The sequence below is a fragment of the Acidovorax sp. Root568 genome, from assembly GCF_001427445.1.
Classification (GTDB): domain Bacteria; phylum Pseudomonadota; class Gammaproteobacteria; order Burkholderiales; family Burkholderiaceae_C; genus Acidovorax; species Acidovorax delafieldii.
Window position 1 is genome coordinate 144,379 of the sequence record NZ_LMGP01000015.1, and the last position, 25,029, is coordinate 169,407.

Consider the following 25,029-nt stretch of genomic DNA (forward strand, 5'->3'; position numbering starts at 1 on the left):
CAAGTCCTCTTTTTAGAATTTTCCGGAGTTTCACCATGAACAAGTCTGTCCGTTTCCTGTCCGTTGCTGCTGTCGCCGCTTTTGCCGCTTTTGGTGCCCATGCTGACGAAGCCGATGCTTCGCAGTTCGCCACCAAGTTCGAAACCAACCGCACCCGTGCTGAAGTGGCTGCAGAAGCTGCTACCGTGGCCCAGACCCGCTCCATCGAGCCCGCTGGTTCGCGTGTGGTGACCTACAAGTCCACGGCTGACCGTGCTGCTGTGCGTGCCCAGGCTGCTGAAGCCCTGCGCACGGGCCAGATCTCTTCTGGCGAAATCGGCAACGCAATGTAATTGCCAGAGGCCCCATGCAGACTGCATGAGGGCTTTGTGAAAAGTGCCAATGCAAAAGGCCGGGGTCCTGTGAGGGGCCCCGGCCTTTTTTGTGATGCCACTCCACTGCAGGGGTGGCTCAAATGCTTATGGGATCAGCTTGACGCCGGTCTTGGCCTGCAGGGCCTCAAAAGTCACGCCGGGAGCCAGCTCCACCACCTTCAGGCCCTGGGGCGTCACGTCCATGACGGCCAGGTCGGTGATGATGCGATCCACCACACCCACGCCCGTGAGGGGCAGCGTGCACTGGGGCAGGATCTTCAGGTCTTCGGTGCCATCCTTCTTGCGCGCCACATGCTCCATGAGCACGATCACGCGCTTGACGCCAGCCACCAGGTCCATCGCGCCACCCATGCCCTTGACCATCTTGCCGGGGATCATCCAGTTGGCCAGGTCGCCCTTTTCGCTGACCTGCATGGCGCCCAAAATCGACAGGTTGATCTTGCCGCCACGGATCATGGCAAACGACTGGTCGCTGCCAAAGATGGACGAGCCCTTGATGGTGGTCACGGTCTGCTTGCCGGCGTTGATCAGGTCGGCATCCACTTCGTCTTCGGTGGGAAACGGGCCGATGCCCAGCATGCCGTTTTCGGACTGCAGCCACACCTCTTTGTCGGCAGGCACAAAGTTGGCCACCAGCGTGGGGATGCCAATGCCCAGGTTCACATAAAAGCCGTCTTCGAGTTCATGGGCGGCACGGGCCGCCATTTGGTCTTGACTCCACGACATAGATACTTCTCCAGCTTGTTCTGTACGGTTTTGCGGCAGCGGCTCAGACGCCCGCTTTTTCGGTGATGGTGCGCTTTTCAATGCGCTTCTCGGGCGTGGCGTTGTGCACGATGCGGTGCACATAGATGCCAGGCAGATGGATCTGGTCGGGCGCAATAGCGCCGGTTTCCACCACCTCTTCCACCTCCACGATGGTGATCTTGCCAGCCGTGGCCGCGGCGGGGTTGAAGTTGCGCGCCGTGAGGCGGAACTGCAGGTTGCCCGACTTGTCGGCACGCCAGGCCTTGACCAGCGACACATCGGGCACCAGCGAACGCTCCATCACATAGGTTTCGCCATCGAACTCGCGCAGTTCCTTGCCCTCAGCCACGATGGTGCCCACGCCGGTCTTGGTGAAAAAGGCCGGGATGCCCGCACCGCCCGCACGCAGCTTTTCGGCCAGCGTACCCTGGGGGGTGAACTCCAGCTCCAGCTCGCCAGCGAGATACTGGCGCTCGAACTCCTTGTTCTCGCCCACATACGACGAGATCATTTTCTTGATCTGCCGGGTCTCGAGCAGCTTGCCCAGGCCGAAGCCGTCCACGCCCGCATTGTTGGAGATCACGGTCAGGTTCTTCACGCCCGAATCGCGCAGCGCGTCGATCAAGGCTTCAGGAATGCCACACAGTCCAAAGCCGCCAACAGCCATGAGTTGGCCATCTGCAACCACGCCCTTCAGGGCCTCGGCTGCGGAGGGGAATAACTTGTTCACCACGATCTCCTTATGAATGGGATGCGCTACGATACTACGTACTTAAATAAGTAGTTTTCCGTAAAGATTAGCACTATGGACGTTGATTACCGACTGGCTTTCGACATGGCCCCTGTGGGGCTGGTGCTCTCGCGCAACCGCACCATGGTGGACTGCAACCGCCATGTCTGCGAAATGTTCGGCGCCTCGCGCGAAGTGCTGATCGGCCAGTCGTTCCAGATACTCTATCCCAGCGCCGACGAATATGAGCGGCTTGGGGCGCACATGGAGCCCATCCTGAACGCCAAGGGCCACTATGCGGACAACCGCATCATGAAGCGCGCCAATGGCGAAGTGTTCTGGTGCCACGTGTCCGGCCGCGCACTCAACCGCGATGCCCCGCATGAGTCCGGCATCTGGAGCTTCGAAGATCTGAGTTCGCAGCGCGCCGTGAAGGCGGAGCTGACGGGCCGTGAGCGCGAGGTAGCCGCCCGCCTGCTGGAAGGCCTGACCTCCAAGGAGATCGGTCGGGCGCTGGAGATCAGCCACCGCACGGTAGAAATTTACCGTGCGCGCCTCATGCGCAAGTACAACGCCTCCACCGCCGCCGACCTGGTGCACAAGCTGCTGGCAGGTGGCTGAACCTGCCCTCGAAGGACAGCACTACCGCCCTATTGCCTACTTGGCCGGGCCGTCGATGACTTCGGCGGCGGTGCGAAACGCCTCTACCGCCGTCGGCAGGCCGCAGTAGACACTGGCGTGCAGCAGCACCTCCTGCAACTCCTCTGCAGTAGCGCCATTGTTCAGCGCGCCACGCACATGGCCCTTGAGTTCATGCTGCTTGCCCAGCGCGATCAACATGGAAACCGTGATGAGACTGCGGGTCTTGCGGTCCAGCCCTGGCCGCTGCCAGACATCGCCCCACGCGTTGCGCGTGATGTATTCCTGAATGGGCTGCGTGAAAGAGGTGGCGTTGCCCAGCGCACGGTCCACAAAATCGTCACCCATGACCTCGCGGCGGGTGGCCAGGCCTTTTTCGTAGTCTTTGGTCGGGGTTGGTGTCACGCGGGCTCTCCTTGAAGGGTTGAAACATCAAGGCCCGATGGTAGCGAGCGCACGCAGGGCTTCCACCGCGCAAACAACAGAACGCCCGGCACATGCACTGCACACGCCGGGCTTCATGGCTTCGTGAACGGCTCGCCCCATGCCATCCCCTGACGACATGGGAGCAAGGCCTCACTGATCAGGCGCTGGCACCGCCTGAGGTCAGGTCAAACCGGTCCAGGTTCATCACCTTGGTCCAAGCCTTGACGAAGTCCTGCACAAACACTGCCTGTGCATCGCTGCTGGCATAGACCTCGGCCAGCGCACGCAACACCGAGTTGGAGCCAAACACCAGGTCGGCCACCGTGCCGGTCCATTTTCTGGCACCTGTGCTGCGGTCCACACCTTCCAGCACACCCGCTGCACCCGCCGACTTCTGCCATTGGGTGCGCATGTCGAGCAGGTTCACGAAGAAGTCATTGCTCAAGGTACCAACGCGCTGCGTGAAGACACCATGGGTGGCCTGCCCCACGTTGGCACCCAGCACGCGCAGTCCACCCACCAGCACCGTCATCTCGGGCGCCGTCAGCGTGAGCTGGTTGGCGCGGTCCACCAGCAGCTCGGCCACGGCGCCTTCCAGGCCAGGGCGCACGTAGTTGCGAAAGCCATCGGCCACAGGCTCCATCACCTCGAACGACGGCACATCGGTCTGCTCTTGCGAGGCATCCGTGCGGCCAGGCGTGAAGGGAACGATCACGCCCTCCCCTGCCTGCTTTGCGGCAGCCTCCACGGCAGCGCCACCGGCCAGCACGATCAGGTCCGCCAGCGAGATCTTCTTGCCACCCGTCTGCGCCGCATTGAACTCGCGCTGGATGGCTTCGAGCTGACCCAGCACCTTGGCCAGTTGCAAAGGCTGGTTCACAGCCCAATCCTTTTGTGGAGCCAGACGGATGCGCGCGCCGTTGGCGCCGCCCCGCTTGTCGCCGCCCCGGAACGTGGAGGCAGAGGCCCAGGCCGTGGATACCAGTTCCGAAATCGACAAGCCCGATGCCAACACCTTGGCCTTGAGCGCAGCGATGTCCTGCGCGTTCACCAAGGCATGGTCCACGGCAGGCACAGGGTCTTGCCAGACCAGCACTTCGGCGGGCACCTCCGGCCCCAGATAGCGGGCACGCGGCCCCATGTCACGGTGCGTGAGCTTGAACCAGGCACGCGCAAATGCATCGGCAAACTGCTCGGGGTGCGCCAAAAAGCGGCGCGAGATCTTTTCGTAGGCCGGGTCAAAGCGCAGCGACAGGTCGGTGGTGAGCATGGTGGGCACCAGCTTTTTCGACGGGTCGTGTGCGTGCGGGATCGTCGCTGCAGCCCCCTTGGCCGTCCACTGGTGGGCGCCTGCCGGGCTCTTGGTCAGCTCCCACTCGTAGCCGAACAGGTTTTCGAAGAAGTTGTTGCTCCACTGCGTGGGCGTGGTGGTCCAGGTAACTTCCAGGCCACTGGTGATGGTGTCACCGCCTTTGCCAGAGCCATGGCCGCTCTTCCAGCCCAGGCCCTGGTCCTCGATGCCTGCACCTTCGGGCTCCTTGCCCACCAGCGCGGCATCGCCAGCACCGTGGGTCTTGCCAAAGGTGTGGCCGCCAGCAATCAATGCCACGGTCTCTTCATCGTCCATCGCCATGCGCGCAAAGGTGTCGCGGATGTCGCGCGCGGCGGCGATGGGGTCGGGGTTGCCGTTCGGGCCTTCGGGGTTCACATAGATCAGGCCCATCTGCACAGCAGCCAGCGGGTTGGCCAGGTCGCGCTCACCGCTGTAGCGCTTGTCGCTGCCCAGCCAGGTGGATTCAGCGCCCCAGTACACGTTTTCGTCGGGTTCCCACACGTCAGGGCGTCCGCCGGCAAAGCCAAAGGTCTTGAAGCCCATGGATTCGAGTGCCACATTGCCCGTCAGGATCATCAGATCGGCCCACGAGATCTTGCGGCCATATTTCTGCTTGACGGGCCAGAGCAGGCGGCGCGCCTTGTCCAGGTTGGCGTTGTCGGGCCAGCTATTGAGCGGCGCAAAACGCTGTTGCCCGGCCCCGGCGCCACCACGGCCGTCTGCCAGGCGGTAGGTGCCCGCGCTGTGCCAGGCCATGCGCACAAACAGCGGTCCATAGTGGCCAAAGTCTGCGGGCCACCAGTCCTGCGAGTCGGTCATCAGTGCGCGCAGGTCGGCCTTCACAGCAGTAAGGTCGAGGCTCTTGAATTCTTCGGCGTAATTGAAGCCGTCTCCCATCGGGTCGGTGAGCGGGGAGTTCTGGTTCAGGGGGCGGAGATTGAGCTGGTTGGGCCACCAGTCGGCATTGCGGGGGCCCGTGGGCACGGCCTTGGTGTGGTCAAAGGGGCATTTGGCTTCGGTCGTCATGGGTCATCTCCTGTGAAATCGCGTCGGCAAAACGTATCGACAGGGCAGATGGTAGGAAGCAAACGATGACAGGTAAATTGAATCGATTGAATCCCATTAATAGCCAATATCAATAGATCATCATCCCTTCATTGATTTCGTTGCGATACCCAGACAAGTTGAGGCTGGGGCAGCGTCAACGCGAACGCGCCAGCGGCAGCCCAGGTGCACCCATGTCAGCCCTCAGGATGCGCCCATGGGTAGAGTCGGTGACATACACCGTGGTACGCCCTGCCCCGCCAAACGCCAGGTTGGTGGTGGAGCTGCCCGGTGCGCCGCGCAGCACCTGCACGGGCTCGGCCCGGTGGTTGAGCACCCACACATAGCCCAGGCCCGGGTTGGCCACCAGTAGGTGACCCTCGGCATCCACGGCCAGGCCGTCGGGGCCGCTGGGGCCATACGAGGTGAAGAACTGGCTGACCTTGGCCACGCTGCCATCGGGCAGCAGCGGCACGCGCCACACGCAGTTGCCGCGCGTCACGGCGAGATACAGCACACGGCCGTCGGGCGACAGGGCCACGCCGTTGGGGCTGGGCACGTTGTGCAGCAGCAAGTCGAGCTGACCATTGGGCCGCAGGCGGTACAGGCGGCCGCTCGGGTCGTGCAGGCCGCTTTGGCCCTGGTCGGTGAAGTAGAGGTTGCCTTCGGCGTCAAAGATCAGGTCGTTCACGCCCTTGAAGCGCTCGCTGTTGCGGCGCTGCAGGTACGGGGTGACGGCGCCCGTGGCCACATCGAGCTGCATCAGGCCGTTTTTGTAGTCGGTGATGAGCAGCGTGCCGGGCTTCAAGAACTTGAGACCGTTGGGCTCACCGTCGTACTCGGCCACCAGCGCCCAGTCGCCCTGCGGGTTGATGCGAAAGACCCGGCCCCAGGGGATGTCGCTGACGTAGAGGTTGCCTGCGTCGTCGAACACCGGGCCTTCCAGAAACGAATCGGTGATGGTGCCGCCCCGGTTGGCATCGGCCCAGTCGCTGCGCTCGCGGCGGCGAAAGTGCTCGGGCATGGTGGTGAACAGGTCGAGATCGCGGACCTCAGGGGCTTGCAACAAAAACATGGTGGGGTCTTTCCAATTCGTTCAGGCGGCGGGAACGGCATCGAAACCATACAGCCGCGCCGGGTTGTCGACCAGGATGCGGTCCATGGCCGCGTCGCTGCCAGCCCAGGCCTGCAGCAGGTCCACCAGATCGGCATCGTTCACAGTGCCAGGCGTCTCGGTGGTGTGCGGCCAGTCGCTGCCCCACACCAGGCGATCCGGCGCGGCCTGCACCAGGGTCTGGCCCAGCGGCAGGGTGTCGGCGTAGCTGGGGCCATGCACGGTCGAGCGCATGTAGGCGCCCGAGAGCTTGACCCAGGTGTTGCCACCATCGAGCAGGCCGCGCACCACGCCGTAGGCCTCTGCGGCTGGTCCTTCGGCGGGATCGATGCGGCCCAGGTGGTCGATGACCAGGGGCACAGGCAGCTTATGCAACTGGGGCGCGAGGGCGATGAGCTGCTCCGGCTGCGCAAAGACCTGGATATGCCAGCCCGCGCACGCCGGGTGCTCGGCCACCTTGCGCGCGAGCGTGGCCAGCATGGCGGGCGTGGTGGTGCCCCACGATTGGGGCGAGACGAAATTGACCCGCAGCCCGCGCACGCGACGTGCGGCCAGGTGGGCCAGCTCGTCGGCACCCACACCGTCACCCACCACGGCCACACCGCGTGCGGCGTCGCCCAACTGGTCCAGCGCATCCAGCGTGCAGGCGTTGTCGGTGCCATAGGTGGATGGCGTGACCACCACCGTGCGCGTGGTGCCCAGGCGCGCCTGCAGTTGCCGGTACACCGCCACGGGCGCCACCGGTGGCGTGCGCGGCCAGTGGGCTGACGGCGCAAAGCGCGGGTCAAAGATGTGCATGTGGCTGTCACACGCGCCGGGCGGCAACTGGCGCTGCGGGCGGTTCAGGCCCACGGAGTGGGGCACGGGGGTGGTCAGCGCTGGCAAAGGCATGGGTCAGTCCAGCTTGATATTGCCCTTCTTCACCACCTCGCCCCACTTCGCGTCTTCCTTCTTCAGGAAGGCGGCAAAGTCTGCGGGCGTGGAGCCGATGGGCTGGGCGCCCAGGTCGGCGAGGCGCTGCTTCACTTCGTCTTCTTTCAGCACCTCTTGCAGGGCCTGCTGCAGTTTGGTGGCCACCTCGGCTGGCACGCCCGCAGGCAGGAACACGCCGTTCCACTCATAGGCCTCATAACCGGGGATGGCCGCCTCGGCCACCGTGGGCACATCGGGCAGGCGCTTGGAACGCTCAGGCGCCGACACGGCCAGCGCACGCAGCTTGCCGCCCGCCACATGCGGGTAAGTGGCGGCCACGGTGCCGAACATGAAGTCCACCTGGCCGGCGATCACATCGGTGATGGCGGGGCCACCGCTCTTGTAGGGCACGTGCACCATATCGAGGCCCAGCTTCTGGGCCATCAGCTCCGCCGCCAGGCGCTGCACCGTGCCGCTGCCGCCCGAGGCAAAGTTGATCTTGCCCGGTTGCGCCTTGGCCTTGGCGATCAGCTCGCCCACGTTCTTGTAGGGCGCATCGGCCTTCACGATGAGCACGTTGGGCGCCAGCAGCACCAGCGACAGCGGCTGCAGTGCGTTGGCGGCATACGGCATCTTGGGGAACAGGTGCGGGTTGATGGAATACGGCGTGGCGTCGTACAGCATGGTGTAGCCGTCTGCCGGGGCCTTGGCCACGAAGCTGGCGCCAATGGTGCCGCTGGCACCGGCCTTGTTGTCCACGATCACGCTGCCGCCGAGCTTGGCGCCCAGGCGGGTGGCCACCACACGGGCCACGGCATCTGCCGCGCCCCCGGGTGCGTAGGGCACGACGATGGTGATGGGCCGCTCGGGGAAGGCGGCGTGGGCCACGCCAGCGGCCAGGGCGCAGGCGGCGATCAGGGGTTTGAGGAAGCGAAACATGGGTGTCTCCTTGGGTAGCATTCAATCAACAAAAGAGGAAAGGCAGTAGCGGTGTTTCACGTCGCACGGTGCATGCGCGGGCGCCCGTGCAAGGGCCGCCCCGCAGCACCGGCTGCGTCCCCCTTCCCGCTTTGCATCGCAAAGCGAGAGAAGGGGGAAGGCGCAACGCGCCTCAGGGGGTTGTCAGAGTCAATCTGCTTTGAGATCGAGCGCTTTGGCAATCTGGCTATACGTCGCAGCTTCGCGGGCCACACGGGTCGCAAAGGCGTTGCCACACACCGATTCGGCATCCATCCCCAGGCCGCGCAGCTTGTCGGCGGCCGATTCGCTCTTGGCAAAGTCGGCGGCCGTGCGCTCCAGCGCCTGGGCGATGGGCTCGGGCACGCCTGCCGGGGCCAGCACGCCGTACCACACGTCGGCAGCGTAGTTGCCACCGCCCGCCTCGGCAAACGTGGGCACCTCGGGCACCAGTGCCGAGCGCTGGGGCGCGCCCACGGCCAGCGCGCGCAGCTTGCCGCTCTTGATCTGCGGCAGCACCGAGCCCAGGGTGGCGAAGGAGCTGTCGAGCTGCCCGCCCATCAGGTCCGTCACCACCGGCGCGGCGCCCTTGTAGGGCACATGGTTGAGCTGCAGGCCCTGGGCGCGGGCAAAGATCTCGGTGGCGAAATGGCCTGAGCTGCCCACCCCGGCCGTGCCCGCCGTCACGCGGCCAGGCTCGGCGCGGGCCTTGGCCTGATAGTCGGCCAGGGTCTTCACCGGCAGGCTAGGGGCCACCACCAGCACCGTGGGGCTGCTGGCCACCGTGCACAGGGGGCGGAAGGACTTCACTGCATCGAACTTGACGCGGGCCTGGTACAGCGCCGGAATCATGGTGTGGTTGGTGGCGCCGAACAGCAGCGTGTAGCCATCGGCCGGGGCGCTGGCCACGGCCTGCGCGGCAATAATGGTGCCCGCACCGGGCTTGTTGTCGATGATGAACGGCTGGCCCAGCGCCTTGCTGGCGTGGTCGGCAAATGCGCGTGCCACCACGTCGGTGGGGCCACCGGCGGCAAAGCCCACCACCAGCTTCACGGGCTTGGTCGGATAGGCTGCTGCGCCCGTTTGCGCGCAGGCGGCGCCAGACGCTACTAAAACAATAGCTGCCAGCGCATGATTGACTAGCGCAAGAGGACTATTTTTCTTGAAATTGCGTGCCATGGTCTGTTGTCTCCTGTGCGGCCGGGCACCCAGCCCGGCCATGTTCTTGGGGCAAGCCGGCGCTCAGGCGACGGCTACTGCATGCGGTGCACGTGCCAGCACGGCCAGCAGGTTCTTCGCCGCGCCCACGCCCATGTTCACGTAGGCGTCGCTCGTCACGCCGCCGATGTGGGGGCTGAGGATGAAGCGCGGCTCGCCCTGGAAGGGGTGGCCCGCCGTCATCGGCTCCACCGCAAAGCTGTCGAGCCCGGCCGCCATGACCTGGCCCGAGCGTACGGCGGCCAGCAGCGCGGCCTCGTCGATCAGGCCGCCGCGTGCCGTGTTCACCACAATCACGCCGCGCTTGCACTGCGCCAGCGTGGCGGCGTTCAGCAGGTTCCGGTTTTCGTCGGTCAGCGGGCAGTGCAACGAGATGGCATCCGATTCGCGCCAGATCGTCTCCAGGCCCACCGCCTGCACATAGGCGGGCAGGTTCTTGGCAAACGGATCGAAGCCAATCACGCGCATGCCCAGAGCGTCGGCCATCTTGGCAAAGCGCAGGCCAATCGCACCCAGGCCCACCAGGCCCACGGTGCGGCCGCCCAGTTCCAGGCTCTTGTGCGTGGCCTTGTCCCAGTGGCCAGCGTGCATGCGCGCATCGAGTTGCACCACCGACTTGGCGCAGGCCAGCAGCAGCGCCAGCGCCTGTTCGGCCACGGCAGCAGCGTTGGCGCCCACGGCGGCCACCACCTCAATGCCACGGGCCTTGGCCGCAACTTTGTCGATGGTGTCGGTGCCGCTGCCGTGCTTGGAAATGACCTTGAGCGCGGGGGCTGCGTCCATCACCGCAGCGCCCACCTTGCCGTAGCGCACGATGATGGCCACGGGGTTGTGCGCACCGCACAGGGCCACCATGTCCTCTTCCGTCGGCGTCTTGCCTGCGTAAACGATCTCGTAGCCTGTGAGCAGATCCAGGGCTTGTTGCGCCAGGTCGGCGCCGGTCACGATGATGGTTGGGCTCACAGCGATTCCCCTTCCTTCAAGACACCCGCAGCGCGCAGGGCGGCAGGCAGCCATTTCGATGCGGTGTCGCCACGGGCGATGGCTTCGATACGGGCGGCTTCGTCGGCCACCTTCTTGTCGGCCAGGGCCAGCATGGCGGGGGCTTTTTCGCGCTCGATGACGACCACGCCATCGGCATCGCCCACCACCAAGTCACCCGGGTTCACCACCGCGCCACCGGCGCTGATGGGGTGGTTGATGCGGCCGGGCACGTACTTGGTGGGCCCTGCGGGGTTGAAGCCCGCGCTGAACACGGGGAAGTCCAGCTCCAGAATTTCCAGCTTGTCGCGGATGGAGGCGTCCACGATCACACCCGCCAGGCCGCGCTTCTTGCAGGCGCTGAGCATCAGCGTGCCCATCAGCGCCGCCGTCTGGTCGCCCTTGCCGTCAATCACCAGCACATCGCCGGGCTGGGCCAGGGCGATGGCGGCGTGGATCATGAGGTTGTCGCCGGGGCGCACTTCCACGGTGAAAGCGGGGCCAGCCACCTTCATGTTCTGGTGCACAGGCGCCACGCGGCCATGCATGGTGCCGCGGCGACCTGCCACGTCGGCCAGGATGGCGGCTTGGTAGGTGGCGGCTTGGGCCACGACGTCGCCGCTCACGCGGTCGATGGTGCGGATGATTTCAGGGAGTTGGCTCATGGGACGGTCCGGTTGAACGATGGAATGAAGAAAGGAAATAAGAGAACTGCGGTGGTCAGTCGGCTTTGATGCCACCGTCTTTGATCACCTTGGCCCACTTGGCCGAGTCGGCCTTTTGCAGGTCGCCCAGCTGCTGGGGCGTGCCGCCCACCAGCGTCACGCCCAGCTTGTCGGCCAGGGCGATGAGGGCGGGGTCTTTCAGCGTGGCGGCGATCTCGCGGTTCAGGCGCTGCACGATGGCGGCGGGCGTCTTGGCGGGCGCAAACACGGCCTGCCACTGCTCCACCACAAAGTCCTTGAGCCCCGCCTCGCCCATGGTGGGCACGGCAGGCAGGGCCTTGAGGCGCTGGGCTGACGTGACGGCCAGGGCGCGCAACTTGCCCGATTGCACATGCGGCAGCGCGGCGGCTGCGGGAGCAAACATGAACTGCACCTGCTCGGCCAGCGTGTCTTGCAGCGCGGGGGTGTCGCCCTTGTAGGGCACATGGATGAAGCGCGCGCCGGTTTGCTGCTGCAGCAGCTCGCCCTGCATTTGCAAAATGGTGCCGTTGCCGCCCGAGGCAAACGCCAGCTTGCCCGGCTGGGCCTTGGCGGCGGCCAGCAGGTCGGCCACCGTCTTGAACGGCTGGTTGGCGCCCACCACCAGGATGTGGGGGATGGTGCCCACGGTGATCACGGGCTCAAACGCCGTGATGTGGTCGTAGGGCAGCTTGGCCATCAGGTGCGGGGCGATCGCCTGCGGGCCGATGGACGTGCCCAGCAGCGTGAGCCCGTCGGGCGCCGCCTTGGCCACGTAGGCCGCGCCAATGGTGCCCGTGGCCCCGGCCTTGTTGTCCACGATGACGTTGGTGGACAGGGCCGCGCCCAGCTTGAGGGCAATGTTGCGGCCCAGCACATCGGTGCTGCCACCGGCGGGGTAAGGCACCACCCAGGTGATGAGCTTGCCCGCAGGCCAATCGTTTTGCGCCCAGGCGGGCAGCCCCGCCCCCATGCCAGCGCCCGCAAGGGCCAGGGTGGTCAGCAGGTGGCGGCGCTGCGCGCTGTGCGTGGATAGGGGAGATACCAAAGAGGTCATGGTGCAAGGCCCTCAGACAGGGGTGGGGGATGAAGAAGTCGAGACCGGCGGGAAGCCGTAGAGCGCGGCAGGGTTGGTGACCAGCACGCGGCGCAGGGCATCCGCACCGGCCTGATCGCACCAGCGCGCCAGGGTGTCGATTTGCAATGCGTCGTCCGGCACGGGGTGCAGGCCAGCGCTGGCAGTGGCATGGGGCCAGTCGCTGCCCCACAGCACGCGCTCTGGTGCCGCACGCAAGTAGCTGGCGGCCAGTGCATCGAGCGCCGGGTCGTCCACCGCATGGGTGGCGCTGACGATGTAGCCGCCCGAAAGCTTGACCCAGGCCCTGCCCTCGCCCATCAGCTGCAGCAACAGTGCGTGGGCTGGGTGCTTCCCGGCTTGCTCGGGTGCGATGCGGCCCAGGTGGTCAAACACCAGGGGCACAGGCACGTTGCGCAGCACATCGCCCAGCGTGGCCAGCACATCGGGTGCCATCAGCAGCTGCAGATGCCAGCCCCAGGGGGCAATGCGCCGGGCAAGGGGCAGGATGGAGTCCACCGAACCCGTGACGCCCAGCGACAGGTTCAGCCGCACGCCGCGCACGCCCGCGTCGTGCAGGGCCTGCAGCTGGGCATCGCTCTCGCTGCCATCGATCACGGCCACGCCCCGGGCCTGCGTACCCAACGCGGCTAGGCCCTGCAGCATGCAGCGGTTGTCCGAACCGTAGGTGGATGGCGTGACCAGCATCGAGCGCTCGGTGCCCAGGCGCTGCTGCAGCGCGCGGTAGTCACTGGCCGACGCATCGGGCGGCAACAGCCTGGCGCCGGGCGCAGCAGGAAAGCGCTGGTCGTACACATGCACGTGGCAGTCGCACGCCGCCGCAGGCAGTGCGGTACGGGGCGCCGTCGTTCCCAGCGAGAACGGTACGGGCGTGACAAGACGATCGCGGGTCATGGCGATGGGCAGTCAGCGGGGGATGAACGTGGCGGCTCGATCAGTCCAGGCTGGCGCCAGAGTCCTTCACGATCTTGGACCAGCGGGGCACTTCGGTGCGCAGCAGTGCCGCAAACTGCTCGGACGTGCCGCCGAGGATGTCGCCGCCTTCAGAGCGCAGCTTGTCCGCCACGTCCGGTTGCTTGAGGGCCTGGTTGATGGCCTTGTTGAGCTGCGCCACGATGGCTGAGGGCGTGCCCGCCGGGGCCAGCACACCGAACCAGGTCACGGCCTCAAAACCCTTGAAGCCCGACTCGGCCAAGGTGGGCACATCGGGCAGTTGCGCGGAGCGCTGGGCCGCGGTGATGGCAATGACCTTGAGCTTGCCATTGCGCACATGGCCCAGCAGCGTGGGTACGGACGACATGTACAGATCGATCTGCCCGCCCATCAGGTCCGTCATGGCCTGGGCCGCGCCCTTGTAGGGAATATGGCGCAGCTGGATGCCGGCAGCGTTCTCGGCCAGCTCCCCGGCCAGATGGGCCACGGTGCCGTTGCCCGAATAGCCCAGCGTCAGGGCATCAGGCTTGCCCTTGGAGGCAGCCACCACGTCGGCAAAGGTCTTGAAACGCGAGTTGACCGGCACCGCCATCACGATGGGCGAGGACGACACCAGCGCCACCGGCGCCAGGTCCTTGAGCGGGTCGTAGGGCAGCTTCTTGTACAGCGTGGGATTGATGGCGAGGTTGCTGGTCTGCCCCATCACCAGCGTGTAGCCGTCCGGGTCGGCCTTGGCCACAGCGTCCACCCCCAGGTTGCCACCGGCGCCGGGGCGGTTGTCCACGATCACGCTCCACTTGTTCTGGTCGGCCATCTTCTGCGCCACGGCGCGGGCGATCATGTCGGTGCCACCGCCGGGGGGGAACGGAACAATCAGGCGGATGGCCTTGGCGGGGTAGGCCGTCTGCGCCTGCGCAGCGCCGTGGGGCACGGCCACGGCCGCAAGGCCCAGGAAAGCGGCGCACAGGCGCGCACTCAAAGAACGTGAAAGCGATGAAAAAGCGGTCATGGATTTGTCTCCGTTATGGTGGTTCGTCACGCCGGTCTGCAAGGGCCTGTTCGGACCTGGCGCCGTGGAGTGCGAATGTACGCACGCGTTTCAACCCATACAATGCAGTTGCACACAATGAAACGAATTGCGCCATGAGCAACCCACCCTCTTCGCCCGCGCGCCCTGCCCCGCGCAAGGCCACCCAGCCAAATGCCACCACTGCCGGGGCCGATGAAAGCGCAGACGGGCCGACCGATGCGGCGACAAAGGACACCGGTGGCGTGATCGCCGTGACGCGTGCGCTGCAGGTGCTGGAGGCCTTTGCGCTGGGCGAGTCCAGCCTGTCCCTGGCAGAGCTAAGCCGCCGCTGCAGCCTTCACAAGACCACAGTGCTGCGCCTGGCCCGCACGCTGGCGCAGTCCGGGTTCATGGTGCAGCGCGAAGATGGCGACTGGCGCCTGGGCCCGGCCGCAGGCTGGCTGGGTGCGCGCTACCAGGCAGGCTTTGACGTGCAGAACGTGCTGGAGCCCGCGCTGCGTGAACTGACCCTTGCCACCGGCGAAAGCGCTGCGTTTTACGTGCGTGAAGGCAATGTGCGCACCTGCCTTGTCCGTGTGGAAGGCCCGCAGGCGCTGCGCCACCACGCCCGCATGGGCGAAGGACTGCCGCTGGACAAGGGCTCGCCGGGCCGCGTGATCCTGGCGTTTTCGGGCGAGCCGGGCAAGGCCTATGAAGAGATCCGCAAGAAGGGCTACCACTGGTCGATTGGTGAACGGGAACAGGGCGTGGCCACCGTGTCGGCGCCGGTGTTTGGCATGCACTGGCGGCTCATGGGCTCGGTGTGCATCTCAGGCCCGGCCTCGCGTTTGCCCGCCGAAAAGCTCGAAGCGCTGGCGCACACCGTGGTCGCTGCAGCGACACAGTTGTCCTACGCACTGGCAGGGAGTTCGGCCGCGCCGGCCCATGCCCCCGTGCGGGCGACGCAATGGCATCCCTGATACTTGCATCCGTTATCCACCCCACACAAAAAACCGAGGAGACTGCCGTGAGCCGCTACCCCTTCCCCGACCTGAACACCCTGCCCGAGGACATCCGCGCGCGGATTCTTGAAGTGCAGGAGAAGGCGGGATTCATCCCCAACGTATTCCTCGCGTTTGCCCGCCGACCAGCGGAATGGCGTGCATTCTTTGCGTACCACGACGCGCTCATGCTCAAGGAAGAAGGCAGCCTGACCAAGGGCGAGCGCGAGATGATCGTCACCACCACCAGCGCGGCCAATCAGTGCCTGTATTGCGTGGTGGCGCATGGCGCGATCCTGCGCATCTACGAGAAGAAGCCGCTCATCGCCGACCAGGTGGCGGTGAACTACCGCAAGGCGGACATCAGCCCCCGGGAGCGGGCCATGCTCGACTTCGCCATGAAGGTGTGCCAGAACGCCCACGAGATCGACGACGCCGATTTCGAGGCCCTGCACCCCCATGGTTTCGATGACGAGGACATCTGGGACATCGCCGCCATCACGGCATTCTTTGGCCTGTCCAACCGCATGGCCAGCTTTGCGGGCATGCAGCCCAACCCAGAGTTCTATCTGATGGGCCGTGTGCCCAAGGCCAAGCCTGCGGCCTGATCCAAACCATGCGCTCCGCACGAACGATCTGGCTTTGGGTGCTGGCCGCCCCTGCGGTACAGGCCGCAGGGTTTGGGCCACCGGAGGGCACGCTGCCATTTCACCCTTTGACTGTGGCCGTGCCCGCTGGCGCGCTGTCGCCGTTGCGGTCCGCCTCGCTCTTCCGCGAAGAGTCCAGCACGGGGGCGGCGCCGACTTACTACCTCGGTGCGGGTGTTGCAGGCTCGCGCCTGCAAATCCCTGACTCGCCGGGCGCTACGGCGTGGCAGGTCGTACCCACCGCCGATTGCGTACGCCTGGAGCCCGTGCCCCCCGCACTGCTGCACACCCCATCCGTGCAGGCAGTGCTGGTGCAACAGAATCCGCTGCCCATGGAGTGCGCTGCGGCCTTCGAGGGGAGCTGTACCAGCCGTGACGACAAACTGCGCATCACCACGACCTTCGAGGGCCGGCGCCGCGCGGCGCGCGTGGGTGGCGGCTTTTTCGGCACCGAAGGCACCATAGACACCACCTTCTACACGGGTGTGCGCACCCTCAGCATCGAACACCTGCCCAGCCGTCTTGTGCTGCGCATGCAAGAACGCCTGAACAACAGCAACGGCTACAGCGCACCGCAGACAGCCATCCGGTATTTGCCAGAGCTGCAGCGCCTTTTGCTGCTGGGCGCCTCAGAGGCACAGGGCATGCCTCTGGCGCAATGTGTTGCCCTGCCCCCACGATAAAGGCTGTCCCACTGCGACTCAACGGACCGATACCCGCGCGATGCTCCGCAGGACCTCAGGACCTCAGGACCTCAGGCCGGCAAGTCTGCATCGGTCTCGCGCACCCAGGGCTGCTGCACCTGCCACTGGTCCAGCCAGCCCGGTACCTGCTGCGCGGGCATGGGCCGCGCAATGCCATAGCCCTGGCCCAGCACACAGCCCATGGCCAGCAGCGTGCGGCCGTGGGCCACGGTCTCCACACCTTCGGCAATCACCTTGCGGTTGAACGCTTTGGACAGGCCCACCACACCCTGCACAATGGCCAGGTCGTCGCGGTCTTCGAGCATGTCGCGCACAAAGCTCTGGTCGATCTTGAGCAGCTCTGCAGGCAGCTTTTTCAGGTAGGTCAGCGACGAATAACCGGTCCCAAAATCGTCCAGAGCAAACCGCACGCCCAGTTCGGCGCATGCGTGCATCAGGCCAGATACCTGGGCCATGTCCTGCAACGCGCTGGTCTCCACAATCTCCAGCTCCAGCGCCGACGAAGGCACCGAGGGATGCGCGGCCAGTGCCTGGCGCAGCTTGTGTACAAAGTCCTCTTGCTGGAGCTGCTTGGAGAACACGTTGACGCTGACCGGCATGCACAGCCCCACCGCCAGCCACTGCGCCATTTGGGACAGGGCCATGTCCAGCACCCGCTCGCCAATCGCAATCGCCATATCGTGGTCTTCAATCACCGGCAGGAACTGGCTCGGGGCCAGCAGGCCCCGCTGCGGATGCAACCAGCGGACCAGCGCCTCCATGCCCACCACCTCACCTGTCTGCATGTTGACCTGGGGCTGGTAGTACAGCACCAGCTCCCGCTGAGCGATGGCGGTGGCAATCTGCTCCAGGCTTTCGCGCTTGATCCGGATGGCTGCATCGCTGGCCACATCAAACAGGTGGAACCGATTCTTGCCCGCCTGCTTGGCCAGGTACATGGCCTGGTCGGCATGGCGGATGAGCTGCTCCGAACTGGAATCATCCTGCGGGTAGATGGTGACGCCAATGCTGGCAGACACCTGCAGGGATTGCCCGTTCACCAGCAACGGCTCGGCCGCCACCTGCAACAGCCGCAACAGCAGGGGCTCGCAGTCCTGCTCGGCCGTAAGGTCGGTCATGACGGCCACAAACTCGTCCCCGCCTATGCGCGCGAGCGTGTCGCCATCGCGCAGTGCAGACCGCAGCCGCTTGGCAATCGCCACCAGAAACTCGTCGCCCGCCGCATGGCCATACCGGTCGTTGATGTCCTTGAAGCCATCCAGATCCAGAAACGCCACCGCCAGCGACTTGTTGCGACGCACACAGTGCGCCATGGCCTGCTGAAGCCTGTCGGCCAGCAGAACGCGGTTGGGCAGGTGCGTCAGCATGTCAAAGTGCGCCACCTCGGCCAACTGCTCGTTGATGCGGCGCATCTGTGCATTGGCAGCCTCCAGCTCGGCCTGGCTGCGCAGGCGCTCCGTGATGTCGCGAACGATCATGCTGCTGTATTGGCGGCCTTCACTGTCCCCATAAATGCTGGAGCTGATCTCGGCGGTGAAGTGGCTGCCATCACCCCGGACCATGGTCAGCAGGCCGGCCGCCTGCCCCCTCTGCTGGCGCTGTACCAGCAGCTCCTGCAACCGGGGGTCGGCAGGGTCGGCCAGCCCCATGCGCCCCCGGGCGATGATTTGTGCCTCGCTCAAGTCAAACAGTCGGCAAGCCGCCTGGTTCACGGCCAGCACGGTGCCATCGGGCGAGGTGAGCAGCACGGCGTCCATGCTGTTGTCAAACAGCGCCTGGAACTTGAGTTCGCGGTCCTGCAGCTGCGACGTCAGCTTGCGCCGCATGGTGATGTCGACAAAGGTCACCACGATCTTGTCGAGCTGTCCATCGGTGGTGAACCACGGGTCGGCCCGGCTGAGCACCCAGCAAATGTCTGCATCCTTGCCACGGACGATGCCTCCCACTATCCCGTTGACAGGTTCACGGGTCGCAAGCACCCGCGAGGCGGGGTAGTCGGAAACCGGCATGACGGCCCCCTGCTCGTTGACGAAGGACCAGGCCGGGTCGATCAGCTGCTTGCCGGTCATCTGCTCAAAACTCAGCCCCAGCAGGTTACTGGCCTCGGCGTTGCACCGCACCACAGCGCCCGTCGCATCGTGGATGACCAGACCCGTCATCAGGTTGTCGATGAGGGAGCGCTGCTCGGTCTCGCTCTCACGCAGCACCCTTTCCACCGCCAGCCGCTGCTGCTCGGCTTCGTGCTCGCGGCGAGCGAGGCGCAGCGACACGAGCTTGATAAACACCAGCAACAGCGCCGTGAGCGCCAGGGGAGTGTCGATGCTGCGGGCCCAGACCTGAAAGAACCGGCTCTCGGGCTGCCCGACAAAGACGGTCGCAGGGAGCCTGTCGAGCCGGTGGAACAGGTTGATAAAGTTCTGCCCCTTCAACAGCGCATTGGGTCCCTCGACCCGCCCTTGCAGGGGGAACTGGTGCTGCGCGAGATACCGTACCAGCACCCCGTCCCGACGCATGCCATACACCTCGTCCTTGGTGACCGTGGCGGGCACCGGAAAGCGGGTCATCAGGTAGCCGTCATCGCGCAGCACACCCACTGTGAGCTGCTGCACCAGCGGCGCGTCTTTCCAGAGCGACTCCAGAAAATCGACCGGAAACACATCTGTCAGCACCGCCCGGGGCTTGCCTTGCGCATCCCGCAGCACATAACGCAGCGTGAACACCCAGTCCTGGCTGTGCGCGTCGCGCTGGGGTCGTCCCAGGTAGATGTCGTGCTGGTCCTTAGCGTCCCGCGCAAAGTCTTGAAAGCCGGATTGATCCACCAGGCCGGGTTGGCCGTTCCTGTCCGCCGCATGGGACGAGGCCAGCACCTTGCCGTTCATTTCGCTCAGGGATATCTCGCTGACTTCGGGGCGGTGCTTGCGGTAGTCCGTTAGCAGTTGCTGCGCCAGCGCCAGGTTGTCGATACCACCGGGCGAGATGGCGATGGTTTCTGCCAGGCTGAACAGGCCAGCGCGTTTGGAGAGAAAGAAGGTGTCCAGCGTCCGCGTCAGCAGCACCAGGTTGGACTGCATGTGCTCCTCTTCACGGTCCTTGACCTGCCCCCATTCGTCAAAGGCGTACAGGCCAAACATGAAGAGAACCGATGCGATGACCAGATTGGTCACCTTGTTGATGCTGCTGGCAGCCGCGCTTGCTGGGATGGTTGAATTCATTCAGAAAGCACAAAGCAGCACGTCGGTGCGGTGTTGGAAATCCCCTCCCCGGCTCTATTCGTTTTCTTCTATCGTTGCCGAAGTCATCCTAACAGGTAACAAAAAGAACAGGAGGTTGAATGAGAAGGCGCGGTATGGGGTCGGCGGTATGGGCACAGTGCTCCGCGCCTGGGTGCCTGTGGGGCCGTATTCGCAGGCTACCGCAGGGCCACCAGCAGAGGGAAGAAGTGGCACGGATGCTGGGTGCTGGCAGAGGCTTGCCTACCACCGTACCGTCAAACCACCGGTGCAAATCGCCCAAACACTATCTTTCTAATAGCAATCAAGGCATGTATCACGTGCGCTACCGGCCGAATAGTCCAAAAAATGAGCCCCCAGCCCCCGCCACGGGGCTCAAGTGACGGGACGGACGGTCAGCTGGCAGTCACCAGCGTCCGCATCCAGTCGGGCAGCGGCGCGGCCTTCTGCTGCGGAAAGTCCACCCAGATCGTCGTAGCTCCGCCCGCTGCGCATATCACGCCCGGCTGGTCCACGCGCTCCATCGTGCCCCAGGTCTCGAACGTGGTGCGGCCCGGGTCGCTCACGTAGAGCTTGAGCAACACGTCGGCCGGGTATTCGAGCTGCTTGTAGAAATTGCAGAACGCATTGACGATGACAGGCCCCTGTCCGCGCGGGTCGGGGTTGCAGCCCACCGACACCATCCACTCGATGCGCGCGGTTTCCAGGTAGCGGAAGTACACGGTGTTGTTGACATGGCCCATCGCATCCATGTCGCCCCAGCGCACCGGGAACCGCATCTCAAAGACCAGCTTCTTGACCTCAGGGATTTCGATCTTCATACCCGCTCGTGCCCCAGGGATCAGACCGCGAAGCCGTCGTCGGCTGCGATCACCGCGCCATTCACAAAATGGCTCTGGTCACTGGCCAGCATCACCAGCAGCGCATCCAGGTCCTGCGGCTGGCCCACGCGCTTGCGCGGCAGCATGTCCATGAGCTTCTTGCCCTGCTCGGTCTGCCAGTGGTGGTGGTTGATTTCCGTGTCGATGTAGCCGGGGCAGATCGCATTCACGTTGATGCCGAACCGGCCCCACTCCAGGGCCATCGCCCGGGTCATCTGCACCACAGCTGCCTTGCTCATGCAATAGGCGCCGATCTGCGGCAGCACCTTCAGGCCCGCCATCGAAGCGATATTGATGATGCGACCGCCGGTGAAGCTGCCCGGCGCTGCACCGCGGGAGCGGGCCAGCATGCGCTTGCCCACCTCTTGCGCCACAAAGAAGGCGCCCTTCACATTGGTGTCGAAGATGAAGTCATAGTCCTCGGGCGTCACGTCCTGGATGCGCTGCGTGGTGCTCACGCCGGAGTTGTTCACCAGAATGTCGATGGAGCCCATTTCGGTCTCGGCATGGGCCACGGCGGACTTGATGGAGTCGTGGTCGGTCACGTCCAGCTCGATCACATGGGCGTCACCGCCCTCGCCTTCGATGCGCGCGCGCAGCTCCTTGAGTTTTTCCACCCGGCGGCTGGCCAGCACGACGCCTGCGCCCGCTCGGGCCAGGGTGCGGGCAAACTGCGCGCCCAGGCCGCTGGAGGCGCCCGTGATGAAGGCCACGCGGCCGGACAAGTCGATGCTGTATGCCATTTAGAGTCTCCCTACTGATCAAAATAGAACGGTCGTTCGATTGTCTATATTCCGTGAATACAATCAGTCGCCAGACAGACAGGGCGCGGTCGGCGCTCTGTAGAAAATAATCCATTATCAAACGCCCGACGAGAAGCCCATGACCAACGAAGAAATCCTCGCCCAATACGGCCCCCGCGAATCCATGGAATACGACGTGGTGGTCGTTGGCGGCGGCCCTGGCGGCCTTGCCACTGCGATCCGCCTGAAGCAACTCGCGGCCGAAAAAGGCCAGGACGTCTCGGTGGTGGTGCTGGAAAAAGGCTCCGAGCCCGGTGCGCACATCCTGTCGGGCGCCATCATGGACCCCAAGGCCCTCACCGAGCTGATCCCCGACTGGAAAAAGCGCGGCGCGCCCCTGAACCAGCCCGTCACCGACGACGCCTACATCTTCCTGTCTGAAAAGTCGGGCTTTCGCGTGCCCAACATGTTCCTGCCGCCCTTTGCGCAGAACCACGGCAACTACATCATCAGCCTGGGCAACCTGACCAAGTGGCTGGGCGAACAGGCCGAAGCCCTGGGCGTGGAGATCTTCCCCGGCTTCACTGCGGCTGAAGTGCTCTACAACGACAACGGCTCCGTCAAGGGCGTGGCCACCGGCAACATGGGCGTTGGCAAGGATGGCGAGCCCACCGAGAACTTCCAGCTCGGCATGGAACTGCTGGGCAAATACACCGTTTTTGCCGAAGGCGCACGCGGCCACCTGGGCAAACAGCTGATCGCCAAGTTCCACCTCGACAAGGACCGCGACCCGCAGAGCTTCGGCATTGGCGTGAAGGAATTGTGGGAGATCGACCCCAAGAAGCACCAGCCCGGCTTTGTGATGCACACCGCCGGCTGGCCCATGGAGAACGACACCTACGGCGGCGCCTTCCTGTACCATCTGGAGGGCAACAAGGTGGCACTGGGCTTCGTCACGGGCCTGGGTTATGCCAACCCTTACCTGAGCCCGTTCGAGGAGTTCCAGCGCTGGAAAACGCACCCCAACGTCCGCTACTACTTCGAAAACGAGAAGGGCGAGATCACGGCCAAGCGCTTGTCCTACGGCGCACGTGCCATCAACGCCAGCGGCATCAACGCCCTGCCCAAGACCGTGTTCCCAGGCGGCGCCCTGGTGGGCTGCAATGCCGGCTACCTGAATGTCGGCCGCATCAAGGGCAGCCACGCCGCCATCAAGACCGGCATGCTGGCCGCCGAAGCCGCCTATGACGCCGTGGTGGCAGGCCGCCAGCACGACGAGCTGACCGCCTACCCCGAAGCCTTCGAAAAGAGCTGGCTGCACACCGAGCTGAACAAGGACCGCAACTTCAAGAACTGGTTCAAGTACGGCCTGACCACGGCCACACTGATGAACGGTTTCGAGCAGTTCGTGCTGCGCGGCCACATCCCCTGGACGCTGCACCGCGACAAGCCCGACCACGCGTACCTGAAGCCCGCCGCCGAGTGCAAGCCCATCGTCTACCCCAAGCCCGATGGCAAGCTGACCTTCGACCGCCTCTCCAGCGTGTTCATCAGCAACACGAACCACGAAGAGAACCAGCCCGCCCACCTCACGCTCAAGGACCCGAGCGTGCCGGTCAACATCAACCTGGCCAAGTACGCCGGCCCCGAGGCGCGCTATTGCCCGGCGGGCGTATACGAGTTTGTGCCCGACACCACCAAAGGCGGTGATGCCCAGCGCCTGCAGATCAACGCGCAAAACTGCGTGCACTGCAAGACCTGCGACATCAAGGACCCTACGCAGAACATCGTGTGGGTCACGCCAGAAGGCGGCGGCGGTCCGAACTATGCAGGCATGTGAGCACCATCAGAATTCATAGCATCTAGTGCTTAAAGGGCCTGCGCTGCAGGCCCTTTTTTATTGATGTCTCTGGCACTGGCGCTCACGCGGCTGCGCGTGTGAGCTGAAACTGCCCCATCGCACCCGCCAGCCGGTTGGCCTGGTCCTTGAGGCTCTGTGCCGCTGCGGCGCCCTGCTCCACCAACGCGGCGTTCTGCTGCGTCATGTGGTCGAGTTGGTCCACCGCCTGGCTCACCTGGCCGATCTGCGTGCTCTGCTCGCTGCTGGCCTCGTTGATCTCGGACATCAGCGTGGTCACACGCTCCACGCTTTGCACGATGTCGCCCATCGTGGAACCTGCTGTCACCACCAGCCGGGCGCCGTCACTCACCTTGTCCACGCTGGTGGAGATCAGCGCCTTGATCTCGCGCGCCGCATTGGCGCTGCGCCCGGCCAGGCCCCGCACCTCGCTGGCCACCACGGCAAAGCCGCGCCCCTGCTCGCCCGCACGGGCGGCTTCGACGGCCGCGTTGAGCGCGAGGATGTTGGTCTGGAACGCAATGCCATCGATGATGCCCACGATGTCGGCGATCTTCTTGCTGCTGGCATTGATCTCTTCCATGGTCTTGACCACCTGGTTGACCACTTCGCCCCCCTTGCTGGCCACCTCGGTAGCGTTGAGCGCCAGCGCATTGGCCTGGCGCGTGCTGTCGGCATTGGCGGCCACCATCTGCGCCAGCTGGGCAATGCTGGCCGCCGTCTGCTGCAGGTTGCTGGCGGCGTGCTCGGTGCGCATGCTCAGGTCGGTGTTGCCCGCTGCTACTTCGGAGCTGGCCACATGGATGGATTCGCCCGAGTCACGCACCTCGGTCACCACGTAGTGCAGCGACTCGACCATCTTGTCCAGCGCCGTGAGCAACTGGCCGATCTCGTCGGTACGCTGGGTTTGCATACGCACTGTGAGGTCGCCCCGCGCCACCACTGCGGCCGCCTCGGAGGCCTGGCGCAGCGGCAGCACGATGGAGCGCCGCAGCAGCCAGCCAAACAGCGCCGACAGCCCCACCACCACCAGCACCGCCACGGCACTGATCCATTGCGCACGGGACGCGTCGGCAATCATGCTGTCGCCCGCCTTCAGGGAGGACTGTTCGGACGTTGCAAGCAACTGGTCGATGGACCGCAGGTATTGGGTCAACGCGGCGGCGTGCTCCTGCAGCTCCCTCTGGCTGATGATCTTGGCTTCCAAGGCGTTCTGCACCAGTGCGTCCCGCAGCACGGCGTATTTCTGGCGCTTGGCCTGGGCCTGGGCCCACAGGGGCCTCGCGCTCTCGCTGGAAGACGCCTTGGTCAGCGCTTCATCAATGCGCTTGCGCATGGCGTCTTCGGCGGCGATCTGATTGCGCATTTCGGCCACCAGGGGGAACACATCGGACGACAACGTGGCCCGCAATGCAATCTGGCCGATATAGACCGACTGGGTTTTCCAGTCGCGCACGGTGCGTTCGATGGGCAATTGCTCCGTGGTAAGCAACGTGGCCTGACGGCTCGTGTCCTGCCCTGTGAGCCAGGTGGTGGCCCCCAGCAGCGCCACCGCAAAGCCCAGAATGCCAAAGCTGGCCGCCAGCTTTTGCCCCACGCTCAGAGTCCGGCGGTGCCGCGCAGGTGCAGGGCTCTGAGCGGCAGCGTCTGGCACGGCACGGCTGCACTCCGCGTCGGCCTGTGCGGCGGAGAAGGCGGCGCCGCCAGGCGCCCCGGATGTGGCGGGCAAATAGTTCATGAGCGTTCTCCTGTTTCATTTCCCGCACCGT

At 65.0% G+C, this 25,029-nt stretch carries 23 protein-coding genes; 6 read left to right on the top strand and 17 right to left on the bottom strand.

Annotated elements, in window-relative coordinates; translation table 11 throughout:
- Window positions 1-35: 35 nt before the first annotated feature.
- The gene (locus ASD75_RS12515; protein WP_056062211.1) at window positions 36-332 is read left to right on the top strand and encodes a hypothetical protein; all 297 of its coding nucleotides are present in this window, start codon (window positions 36-38) and stop codon (window positions 330-332) included.
- A gap of 126 nt (window positions 333-458) precedes the next feature.
- On the opposite strand, the gene ASD75_RS12520 is transcribed toward ASD75_RS12515, so the two are convergent.
- Both ASD75_RS12520 and ASD75_RS12525 read right to left on the bottom strand, forming a co-directional pair.
- A complete protein-coding gene (locus ASD75_RS12520) occupies window positions 459-1,100 on the bottom strand; it encodes a CoA transferase subunit B (RefSeq protein ID WP_056746107.1) in 642 nt (213 codons plus the stop codon).
- 43 nt (window positions 1,101-1,143) lie between these two features.
- On the bottom strand, window positions 1,144-1,851 hold the full coding sequence (locus tag ASD75_RS12525) for a CoA transferase subunit A (protein ID WP_056067750.1): 708 nt from the start codon (window positions 1,849-1,851) through the stop codon (window positions 1,144-1,146).
- Window positions 1,852-1,926: 75 nt separating this feature from the next.
- Here ASD75_RS12525 and ASD75_RS12530 point away from each other — a divergent pair, with 75 nt between their 5' ends.
- A complete protein-coding gene (locus tag ASD75_RS12530) occupies window positions 1,927-2,472 on the top strand; it encodes a PAS and helix-turn-helix domain-containing protein (protein ID WP_056067748.1) in 546 nt (181 codons plus the stop codon).
- A 36-nt stretch (window positions 2,473-2,508) separates the two neighbouring features.
- On the opposite strand, the gene pcaC is transcribed toward ASD75_RS12530, so the two are convergent.
- The 11 genes from pcaC to ASD75_RS12585 form a co-directional block, all read right to left on the bottom strand.
- A complete protein-coding gene (gene pcaC, locus ASD75_RS12535) occupies window positions 2,509-2,895 on the bottom strand; it encodes a 4-carboxymuconolactone decarboxylase (RefSeq protein WP_082522567.1) in 387 nt (128 codons plus the stop codon).
- Between the two features lie 178 nt (window positions 2,896-3,073).
- Complete coding sequence (gene katG / locus ASD75_RS12540; protein WP_056746110.1) at window positions 3,074-5,275, bottom strand: catalase/peroxidase HPI; 2,202 nt, start codon at window positions 5,273-5,275, stop codon at window positions 3,074-3,076.
- Between the two features lie 175 nt (window positions 5,276-5,450).
- On the bottom strand, window positions 5,451-6,368 hold the full coding sequence (locus tag ASD75_RS12545; protein ID WP_056746112.1) for an SMP-30/gluconolactonase/LRE family protein: 918 nt from the start codon (window positions 6,366-6,368) through the stop codon (window positions 5,451-5,453).
- 21 nt (window positions 6,369-6,389) lie between these two features.
- Window positions 6,390-7,298 carry an amidohydrolase gene (locus ASD75_RS12550; RefSeq protein ID WP_056746114.1) on the bottom strand — a complete coding sequence of 303 codons (909 nt, stop codon included), beginning with the start codon at window positions 7,296-7,298 and terminating at the stop codon, window positions 6,390-6,392.
- Between the two features lie 3 nt (window positions 7,299-7,301).
- Window positions 7,302-8,258, bottom strand: a complete 957-nt coding sequence (locus ASD75_RS12555; protein WP_056746116.1) for a tripartite tricarboxylate transporter substrate binding protein — start codon at window positions 8,256-8,258, stop codon at window positions 7,302-7,304.
- 189 nt (window positions 8,259-8,447) lie between these two features.
- Window positions 8,448-9,455, bottom strand: coding sequence for a tripartite tricarboxylate transporter substrate binding protein (locus tag ASD75_RS12560; RefSeq protein ID WP_056746117.1), 1,008 nt, complete (start codon window positions 9,453-9,455; stop codon window positions 8,448-8,450).
- Between the two features lie 63 nt (window positions 9,456-9,518).
- Window positions 9,519-10,457, bottom strand: a complete 939-nt coding sequence (locus ASD75_RS12565; protein WP_056746119.1) for an NAD(P)-dependent oxidoreductase — start codon at window positions 10,455-10,457, stop codon at window positions 9,519-9,521.
- Window positions 10,454-11,140, bottom strand: a complete 687-nt coding sequence (locus ASD75_RS12570; protein WP_056746123.1) for a diguanylate cyclase — start codon at window positions 11,138-11,140, stop codon at window positions 10,454-10,456. The genes ASD75_RS12565 and ASD75_RS12570 overlap by 4 nt, the downstream gene beginning before the upstream one ends.
- 55 nt (window positions 11,141-11,195) lie before the next feature.
- The gene (locus ASD75_RS12575) at window positions 11,196-12,215 is read right to left on the bottom strand and encodes a tripartite tricarboxylate transporter substrate binding protein (protein ID WP_056746125.1); all 1,020 of its coding nucleotides are present in this window, start codon (window positions 12,213-12,215) and stop codon (window positions 11,196-11,198) included.
- A gap of 12 nt (window positions 12,216-12,227) precedes the next feature.
- The gene (locus tag ASD75_RS12580; RefSeq protein WP_056746128.1) at window positions 12,228-13,148 is read right to left on the bottom strand and encodes an amidohydrolase; all 921 of its coding nucleotides are present in this window, start codon (window positions 13,146-13,148) and stop codon (window positions 12,228-12,230) included.
- A 40-nt stretch (window positions 13,149-13,188) separates the two neighbouring features.
- Window positions 13,189-14,196 carry a tripartite tricarboxylate transporter substrate binding protein gene (locus ASD75_RS12585; RefSeq protein WP_056746129.1) on the bottom strand — a complete coding sequence of 336 codons (1,008 nt, stop codon included), beginning with the start codon at window positions 14,194-14,196 and terminating at the stop codon, window positions 13,189-13,191.
- Between the two features lie 134 nt (window positions 14,197-14,330).
- Here ASD75_RS12585 and ASD75_RS12590 point away from each other — a divergent pair, with 134 nt between their 5' ends.
- From ASD75_RS12590 to ASD75_RS12600, 3 genes are read left to right on the top strand one after another with little or no spacing between them, the layout of a single operon-like run.
- Window positions 14,331-15,176, top strand: a complete 846-nt coding sequence (locus ASD75_RS12590; protein WP_056746130.1) for an IclR family transcriptional regulator — start codon at window positions 14,331-14,333, stop codon at window positions 15,174-15,176.
- A gap of 47 nt (window positions 15,177-15,223) precedes the next feature.
- Window positions 15,224-15,805, top strand: a complete 582-nt coding sequence (locus ASD75_RS12595; RefSeq protein ID WP_056746132.1) for a peroxidase-related enzyme — start codon at window positions 15,224-15,226, stop codon at window positions 15,803-15,805.
- An 8-nt stretch (window positions 15,806-15,813) separates the two neighbouring features.
- Window positions 15,814-16,527 carry a hypothetical protein gene (locus tag ASD75_RS12600; protein WP_056746133.1) on the top strand — a complete coding sequence of 238 codons (714 nt, stop codon included), beginning with the start codon at window positions 15,814-15,816 and terminating at the stop codon, window positions 16,525-16,527.
- Between the two features lie 71 nt (window positions 16,528-16,598).
- Here ASD75_RS12600 and ASD75_RS12605 read toward each other — a convergent pair whose 3' ends face one another.
- From ASD75_RS12605 to ASD75_RS12615, 3 genes are all read right to left on the bottom strand, one after another.
- The gene (locus ASD75_RS12605; RefSeq protein WP_056746135.1) at window positions 16,599-19,760 is read right to left on the bottom strand and encodes an EAL domain-containing protein; all 3,162 of its coding nucleotides are present in this window, start codon (window positions 19,758-19,760) and stop codon (window positions 16,599-16,601) included.
- A gap of 413 nt (window positions 19,761-20,173) precedes the next feature.
- On the bottom strand, window positions 20,174-20,599 hold the full coding sequence (locus tag ASD75_RS12610; protein WP_056067722.1) for a thioesterase family protein: 426 nt from the start codon (window positions 20,597-20,599) through the stop codon (window positions 20,174-20,176).
- Between the two features lie 20 nt (window positions 20,600-20,619).
- Complete coding sequence (locus tag ASD75_RS12615; protein WP_015014335.1) at window positions 20,620-21,402, bottom strand: SDR family oxidoreductase; 783 nt, start codon at window positions 21,400-21,402, stop codon at window positions 20,620-20,622.
- A gap of 139 nt (window positions 21,403-21,541) precedes the next feature.
- Here ASD75_RS12615 and ASD75_RS12620 point away from each other — a divergent pair, with 139 nt between their 5' ends.
- Window positions 21,542-23,242 (top strand): electron transfer flavoprotein-ubiquinone oxidoreductase, encoded by a 1,701-nt coding sequence (locus ASD75_RS12620; protein ID WP_056746137.1) that lies wholly within the window; start codon window positions 21,542-21,544, stop codon window positions 23,240-23,242.
- Window positions 23,243-23,324: 82 nt separating this feature from the next.
- Here ASD75_RS12620 and ASD75_RS12625 read toward each other — a convergent pair whose 3' ends face one another.
- Window positions 23,325-24,998, bottom strand: a complete 1,674-nt coding sequence (locus tag ASD75_RS12625; RefSeq protein WP_056746139.1) for a methyl-accepting chemotaxis protein — start codon at window positions 24,996-24,998, stop codon at window positions 23,325-23,327.
- Window positions 24,999-25,029: the final 31 nt, after the last annotated feature.